The organism is uncultured Campylobacter sp. (assembly GCF_938017615.1).
Classification (GTDB): Bacteria; Campylobacterota; Campylobacteria; order Campylobacterales; family Campylobacteraceae; genus Campylobacter_B.
Genome location: NZ_CALIJA010000131.1, coordinates 1 through 6,344, shown reverse-complemented (window position 1 = coordinate 6,344; position 6,344 = coordinate 1). Strand labels below are relative to the sequence as shown.

The window sequence follows — 6,344 nt, the reverse complement described above, 5'->3', positions numbered from 1 at the left end:
GGGCTTTTACGTCAAAAATCTAGCAGCGAGGCCGTGCTGCGCAACTGTTTAAAATTTCAAAGCCCGCCGTATGCGCTCGCGCGATTAAAATTTCAGGGCACGATGGGCGAAATAGGCACGAGCAGTCCGTCTGCGCCGTTAAAATTTCAAATCTCGGTTGCCGCACTTTCGCAATTAAAATTTAGGGGTGTGCCAAATTCGACCCCGCGGCTAAAATTTCAAAGCGCGACGGCAACCGCATTTGCGCTATCAAAATTCGGGAGTCCGCCGCGAGCGGCGCAGTGTTGCAAAATCCTAGCACAGGGGCAGGGCGGATGAATTTTACCTTTTTAAAAATCCTCGTAAAAAAGGAGTTTGCGCAGATCGCAAAGGACCGATCGGCGCTCGTGATCGCGTTTTTGATGCCGCTAATTTTGGTCGTGATCTACGGATACGCGATGCGAATGGACATAAAGCCCGTCAAGGTGGGCTTCGTAAGCGATCTGGGCTCCAAAATCGAGCGGGATCTGCTCGGCGGATTTTTGGGCTCAAAATACCTGCAAACCCGCGTTTACACGGACTTAGAGAGCGCGAGGAGGGATTTTAGGGCGCACGAGATCGAGAGCATTTTGTATTTTGATCCGCGCTTTGCGGCGAAATTTCAAAACACTTTGGGCGGACTCGGCGGCGCGGGCGGCGGCGTAAATTTAAATATCTTTAGCGACGAAAGCCTCTCCATGGACGGCGCAAGCGATATCCAAAATACGAGCGGCGCCGAAAATGTCCGTCCGCTTGAGGACGACAGCGCGGGCGCTAGCACGGAGAGCGGCATAAACACCTCTGCAGGCGGTACCGGCGCAAGAGGGGAGGGCTCATACGGCAACGGCTCAGAAGCGGGCGGCAGCGGAGTAAATTCAAGCAGCGCGACTGCAAATTCTAGCGGCGGTAGTATGGGCGCGACTGCAAATTCTAGTAGCGGCGCAGGCGACATAGGCGCAAATCAAGGCAGCATAAATTTAATAGGCGGCGCAGGCGATACGAATACAGGCCTCATCGGCGGTGCGGACGATCTCCAAAATGCGAGCGGTGGCGTCAATGCAAACCCTTCCGCTAGCGGCGCGAGCGGCTCGAATAAAGACGGCGCCGAGATTTTTCTTATCCAAAACGCCACGCAGTCGCAGCTTGCGCTTCTTAGCTATGTTTACGTAGCAGGCGTAATCGAGCAGGTTTTGGCGCAAGATTACGGCTTTTTAAACGCAAATTTAAACGCCGCAGCAAAGCCCGTCAGCGTGAATTATCGCAGCTGGTTCAACGAAGCCAACGAATCGACGTGGTATCTCGTATCTGCCGAGTACGTGGGGATTTTGGGGCTCATCTGCCTGTTTATGGTCGCGGTCGTGATCTCGCGCGAATGGGACCGCGGCACGATCGCCTCGCTTTACAACTCCAACGCAAGCGCGCTTGAGATCGTCACTGCCAAGGTCGGCGCGTATTATTTCCTAGCGCTTTTGGGCGGCGCGATGACGCTCGTTTACGGGCAGACGCTTTTAGGCATCCCGATCCGCGGCAGCGTAGCGATGCTGCTGGCGACGCTTTGCGTCTTCGTGTTGGAGATGACCTGCCTAGGCATGCTGATCTCGGCGATCTGCAAAAATCAATTCCTAGCGCAGGAATACGCCATCGTCATCGGCTACCTGCCCGTTACGTTGCTTAGCGGCATGATATTCGATCTGCGCGGATTGCCCGCGGCGGTCAACTTCATCGGGCACCTGCTGCCGCCCACATACGCGGTCGAGTCCTTTCGCATCTGCTTTCTATCGGGCGGACAGAGCGCGACGCTGTGGGTAAACCTCGCTATTCAGGCGTTCGGAGCGGTTTTTTTTTTCAGCTTGTGTGTACTTAGCGTAAAAAGGGGTGCGCGATGAAAAATTTATTTTTGCTTTACGCTTGCGCGGAGAAATTTCGCGCCGCAAAAATCGACGCAATTAACGTTTCGCTTTCGCCCAAGGCATCGATGGCGGAATTTCACGCCGCCAAAAGAGAGGACGCGATGAAATTTTTAGAATTTTTTTGCAAGCGAGCGGAGCGCGGGCTTGAAATTTTAAAATTTCTTAGCGCGAGGCATTTTGGCTTGCGAACGGCGGCGACGGAGTTTTTAAATTTAACACCCGCGCCGCCGCGCAATGGATTTAGAAATTTAAAATTTACGTCCGTGCCACGCAATCAGTTTAGAATTTTAAAATTTACGCGCGCTTCAGAGCGTCTTACGGACATAGCGCAAAATTTCATATCGCAGCGTGGATTTAAAATTTTAAAGCTTATTTGCGAGCCGCCGCACGTTCTACGTCCTGTTTTAACGCGCGCTCTGCGCTGCGCTTTATCGCGCGAGAATAAAGTCGAAATCGAAGCAGGGCGCGGATGCAGCATAGCAGAAAAACGGCGCGCGGTTAAGCTTGCTCATGCGAGCGGATATTTGAATTCTGCGCGGCGCTGCATAGTGCGATTTTGTAGCGCAGCTGCACGGCACGGTTACAAAGTAGGGCGCGCGGAAAATTTTAGCAGATTTGACCTCACGGGCGCGCTTTTAAATTTCATCTCCTTGCCGCCGCGTAAATTTAAACCTGCGCTTTTGAAATTTTCGCCAGCGCCGTCGCGCAATGGATTTAGAATTTTAAAATTTACGTCCAAACTGAGAGGCGGATCTGAAATTTTAAATTTTACGCCCAAGCTGCGCAATCGGTTTGAAATTTTAAAATTTACGCTCGCGCCGCGTAAATGTAAACCCGCGTCCGCGGTGCGTTTAAATTTCGCTTTAAATTCCGCGCAGCACGCAGGCGCCTCTAAATTTGAAAATGGCGTTAAATTTAAAGGTGCCACTAAATTTAAAAGGGGCACGCGATGAACGCTCTGCGAAAATCACTGCTTCGAATTCGCGCGCTTATAAAAAAGGAATTTTTGGCGATGTTTCGCGACAAGGGCACGCGGATGGTGCTAATCGTGCCGGTGCTGGTGCAGGCGATCATATTCGGCTACGGCGCGAATTTCACCCCCGAGCAGGTGCGCTACGCGATTTTGGACGACGCCCGCGATGCGACGTCCGCCGCGCTGGTACAGCAGATCGCTGCTACGCCGATGTTTAAGACCGAACTTGGCTGCAAAGACCTAACCTGCCTGCGCCGCGCCGTAAGCGAGGGCGAGGCGATCATCGGGATCTATTTCGGCAGCGATTTTGCGAGCACGCATGAGCTTTTGATCATCGCGGATTCGCGCAATACGACCTTGGCAAACACCGTCATCGGCTTCGTGCAGGCAATCGTGCAGGAGTACAACGCGCAGCATTTTGTAAATTTAATCAGCATAAATCCGCGCTATGTTTTTAATGAAAACACGATCACGCGCTACACGATCATGACGGGGATGATTTTGGGGCTTTCGATGATTCAGGTGCTGATGCTATCGGCGTTTAGCGTCTCTCGCGAGCGCGAGGAGGGGAGCTTCGATATGATGCTGATGACGCCTGCGAACCCGCTTGAGATGCTGATCGGCAAAGCCGTGCCGCCCGTGCTGATCGCGATCGCGCAGGGGCTCGCGCTGTTTTTGATCTGCGTATTTTACTTCGAAATTCCATTCCGCGGGCACTTTGCGGATCTTTTTGCGATCATCGCGATCTTTAGCGCCTGCAACGTAGGCATCGGCCTCGTGATCTCGACCGTTTGCAAAACCTCGCTGCAATCGGTCGTGAGCTCGTTTTTGTTCCTGCTGCCGTGCATTATGATAAGCGGGCTGATAACGCCTGCGGACGCGATGCCGCGGTGGTTTTACTACATCGCGCACCTAGATCCGATGTATTATGCCAACAACTGCATGTGGCGGATCTACCTGGAGGGCGCGGGCCTGAGCGAACTGTGGCATCTCATCGTGCCGCTGCTGCTGATCGGGCTTGGTACGTTGAGCTTTGCGGCGTCGCTTTTTAGAAATAAGCTGGACTAGGGATTTAGATCGGAATTTTAGTTTAGAATTTCAGCTGGAATTTTGGCTTGGATTTTGCTTCGTCGTGAACTTCTGCTTAAAATTTTAAATTGATCGCGGAATTTCAGCTTGGAATTTTGCCCTAAATTTTGCGCGTTCGTAGCGGATAAAATTAAATCAAAATTCCGCGTTCCCGCCCGATGCGCCGCGCGTCGCGATAAAATTTCGCGCCTTGAATTTTAAAAATTTTGCTAAATTCCGTCTTGCGAATAGAGTTAGAATTTAAATCCGGGGTTGCCCGAGCGTCTTGCGGCGGTCGTATCATCTGCGCTCGCCTTGGAAGCGGGCTTTTTCGCATTGTCCGCGCCTAGCTTGACGCCATCAAACTCGCTAGAATTTTCCGCGCCGCATAACCTTGCGGGGTTGAATTTTATCCATGCTATGATTAGCAAAATCCCCGAAAACGCCGTTACCAGCGACGCTGCGATTAGATACGGCAGCGCGAGGATTACGCCTATTTTAGCTAGCGCGCCCGATACCGCTTCGCAGGGCCACGTCACGGACACCACTATGCCGTAGATTTTAAATAAATCCACGCCGCTAAGTGTGGCTAGGCGGCAGTTTAATACGCCCCAGATTATCACCGCTGCGCACGTCGAAAGGACGTAGAGCAGGGTGTAGAGTAGATCAAGCATCGCGCCCTCCTTTAGCGCTACTACCATGGCGCAGTAGCACAAAATCGCGACGATCGGGATGCTTTCTATCAGCCTATAGGTCTTAATGAAGCGCACGCCTAGCGCCTTTTCTAGGCAAACGAAGCAGTCGTAAAATATCGCTAGCGTCGCTAGTAGCGCTAAAACTCTAAAAATCGCGACCGCGTCCTCGTCTATGCTGCTTACGCCCACCGTGCCGCTTATGCCGATGCCTAGCAAAATCACGGCACCTAAAACTCCGCGAAATTTCGCCTTGCGAAGCAGATCTTGCTTTGAAATTTCTTTCATTTTTATCCTTTTAATTTTCTAAATTTACGCGCTATCTTGTGGCTTTGCTGCTGCGGCGGCGCGCTTGACATTGCTATATAACAGCGCGGCTTTGGACGTTGCGGTTTGGACTTGCAAAAGGCGTGGTCGCCGCAAAACGAAAGCGCTTGGGCTTAGGCGAGCTTTTCTATCTTGCTCCAGGCTAGCAGGTGCACGATGCTAGTTATCACAAGAGCGACAAACGGCAAAAATTCCTTCAATGACGCGATAATTAAAACCGCATCGGAATCGCCAATTTGCGGCTTGGAGGTAGCCAAACCGAAGGGTCCTGCGCCACATAGCCAATTTAGCGCGAAAAAGAAGGCGCAGAGCCACACGTAGATCCGAAATATCATCACGCCACTTACGCGCGCCAAAGAGAAATTTATGCGAAGCCACGCTACGATTATGTAGATTGCGGCTGCGGGCACCGCTAAATTCCATATCGTCTCTTCTATCATCTCTTTCATCGTTACTTCTCTGTAACAACCTGCCGGATAAAATAATAGAAGTGCCACGAAGCAGATGCAGAGAATTACGCAGTTGCGGTAAAGTGTCGCTGCTTTTATGCCGCTAAGCATTGAAATTTTGCGGAGCGCCCTTAGCCTATAAATCACCGAGAAACAGATAAGAGCGATAAAAATTCCACTGACGATTACGAACATGCTGCCCGAAACAAGCCCTATCGCCTTAAAAACCGCGAGCACCGCCGCTAAAAATAGATCAATGCCGGTGCTGATCATCCCATCTTTTCTTACCTGAGATACGGTGTCTTGCACGTCGTATAACTCCTTTTAAAAATTTATTTCAATATGCAAAAAGCAGATGTAAAACGCTAATCAAACCGAAAAGAGCGAAATTTTATCGTGACAAGAGGTTTATAAAATTTAAAATTTAAACCTCTGCGCTTATCTTTTCTATCTTGCTCCAGGCTAGTAGGTGCACGATGCCGGTTATTATGAGAGCGGCAAACGGCAGGAGCAGTTTAAGCATTACGACAGCAATAGCTAAAGCCGAGACCTGCTCGGTCCGCGGCTCGGAGGAAATAGCTATAGCAATAATCGCTGCATTGCATAGTATATTTAACACGAAAAGTCCCACACAGAGCCACACATAAGTCCGAAAGGTACTTACGCCGCTTACGCGCGCAAGCGAAAAATTTATGCGAAACCATGCGACGATTATGTAAATAACGCCTGCGAAAAGCGCTAGTCCAAATATCGCCGCAAATGGATTATCACTCTGCCCGCCGTCTGCGTCAGGCTCTCTCGGATAAAGGTAATTGAGCACGAGCGCTAGCGCAAAAAAGCAGACGCAGATTATTATGCAGTTGCGATAAAGTGTCGCTGCTTTTATGCCGCTAAGCGCTGAAATTTT

7 protein-coding genes are annotated in these 6,344 nt (G+C 50.8%); 4 read left to right on the top strand and 3 right to left on the bottom strand.

Annotated elements, in window-relative coordinates:
* The 4 genes from Q0620_RS06790 to Q0620_RS06775 form a co-directional block, all read left to right on the top strand.
* On the top strand, window positions 1–318 hold a 318-nt coding region (locus Q0620_RS06790), incomplete at its 5' end, for a hypothetical protein (protein ID WP_298783972.1).
* The gene (locus Q0620_RS06785) at window positions 285–1,904 is read left to right on the top strand and encodes an ABC transporter permease (RefSeq protein ID WP_298783970.1); all 1,620 of its coding nucleotides are present in this window, start codon (window positions 285–287) and stop codon (window positions 1,902–1,904) included. The genes Q0620_RS06790 and Q0620_RS06785, both read left to right, overlap by 34 nt.
* Window positions 1,901–2,881, top strand: a complete 981-nt coding sequence (locus Q0620_RS06780) for a hypothetical protein (protein ID WP_298783967.1) — start codon at window positions 1,901–1,903, stop codon at window positions 2,879–2,881. Before Q0620_RS06785 ends, Q0620_RS06780 begins: the two co-directional genes overlap by 4 nt.
* Window positions 2,878–3,969: an ABC transporter permease gene (locus tag Q0620_RS06775; protein ID WP_298783965.1), complete on the top strand. Its 1,092-nt coding sequence runs from the start codon at window positions 2,878–2,880 to the stop codon at window positions 3,967–3,969. The genes Q0620_RS06780 and Q0620_RS06775 overlap by 4 nt, the downstream gene beginning before the upstream one ends.
* 254 nt (window positions 3,970–4,223) lie before the next feature.
* Here the strand turns inward: Q0620_RS06775 and Q0620_RS06770 are convergent, their stop codons facing one another.
* The 3 genes from Q0620_RS06770 to Q0620_RS06760 all read right to left on the bottom strand — a co-directional run.
* A complete protein-coding gene (locus tag Q0620_RS06770) occupies window positions 4,224–4,949 on the bottom strand; it encodes a hypothetical protein (RefSeq protein WP_298783963.1) in 726 nt (241 codons plus the stop codon).
* Between the two features lie 152 nt (window positions 4,950–5,101).
* Window positions 5,102–5,746: a hypothetical protein gene (locus Q0620_RS06765; RefSeq protein WP_298783961.1), complete on the bottom strand. Its 645-nt coding sequence runs from the start codon at window positions 5,744–5,746 to the stop codon at window positions 5,102–5,104.
* Window positions 5,747–5,861: 115 nt separating this feature from the next.
* On the bottom strand, window positions 5,862–6,344 hold a 483-nt coding region (locus Q0620_RS06760; RefSeq protein ID WP_298783959.1), incomplete at its 5' end, for a hypothetical protein.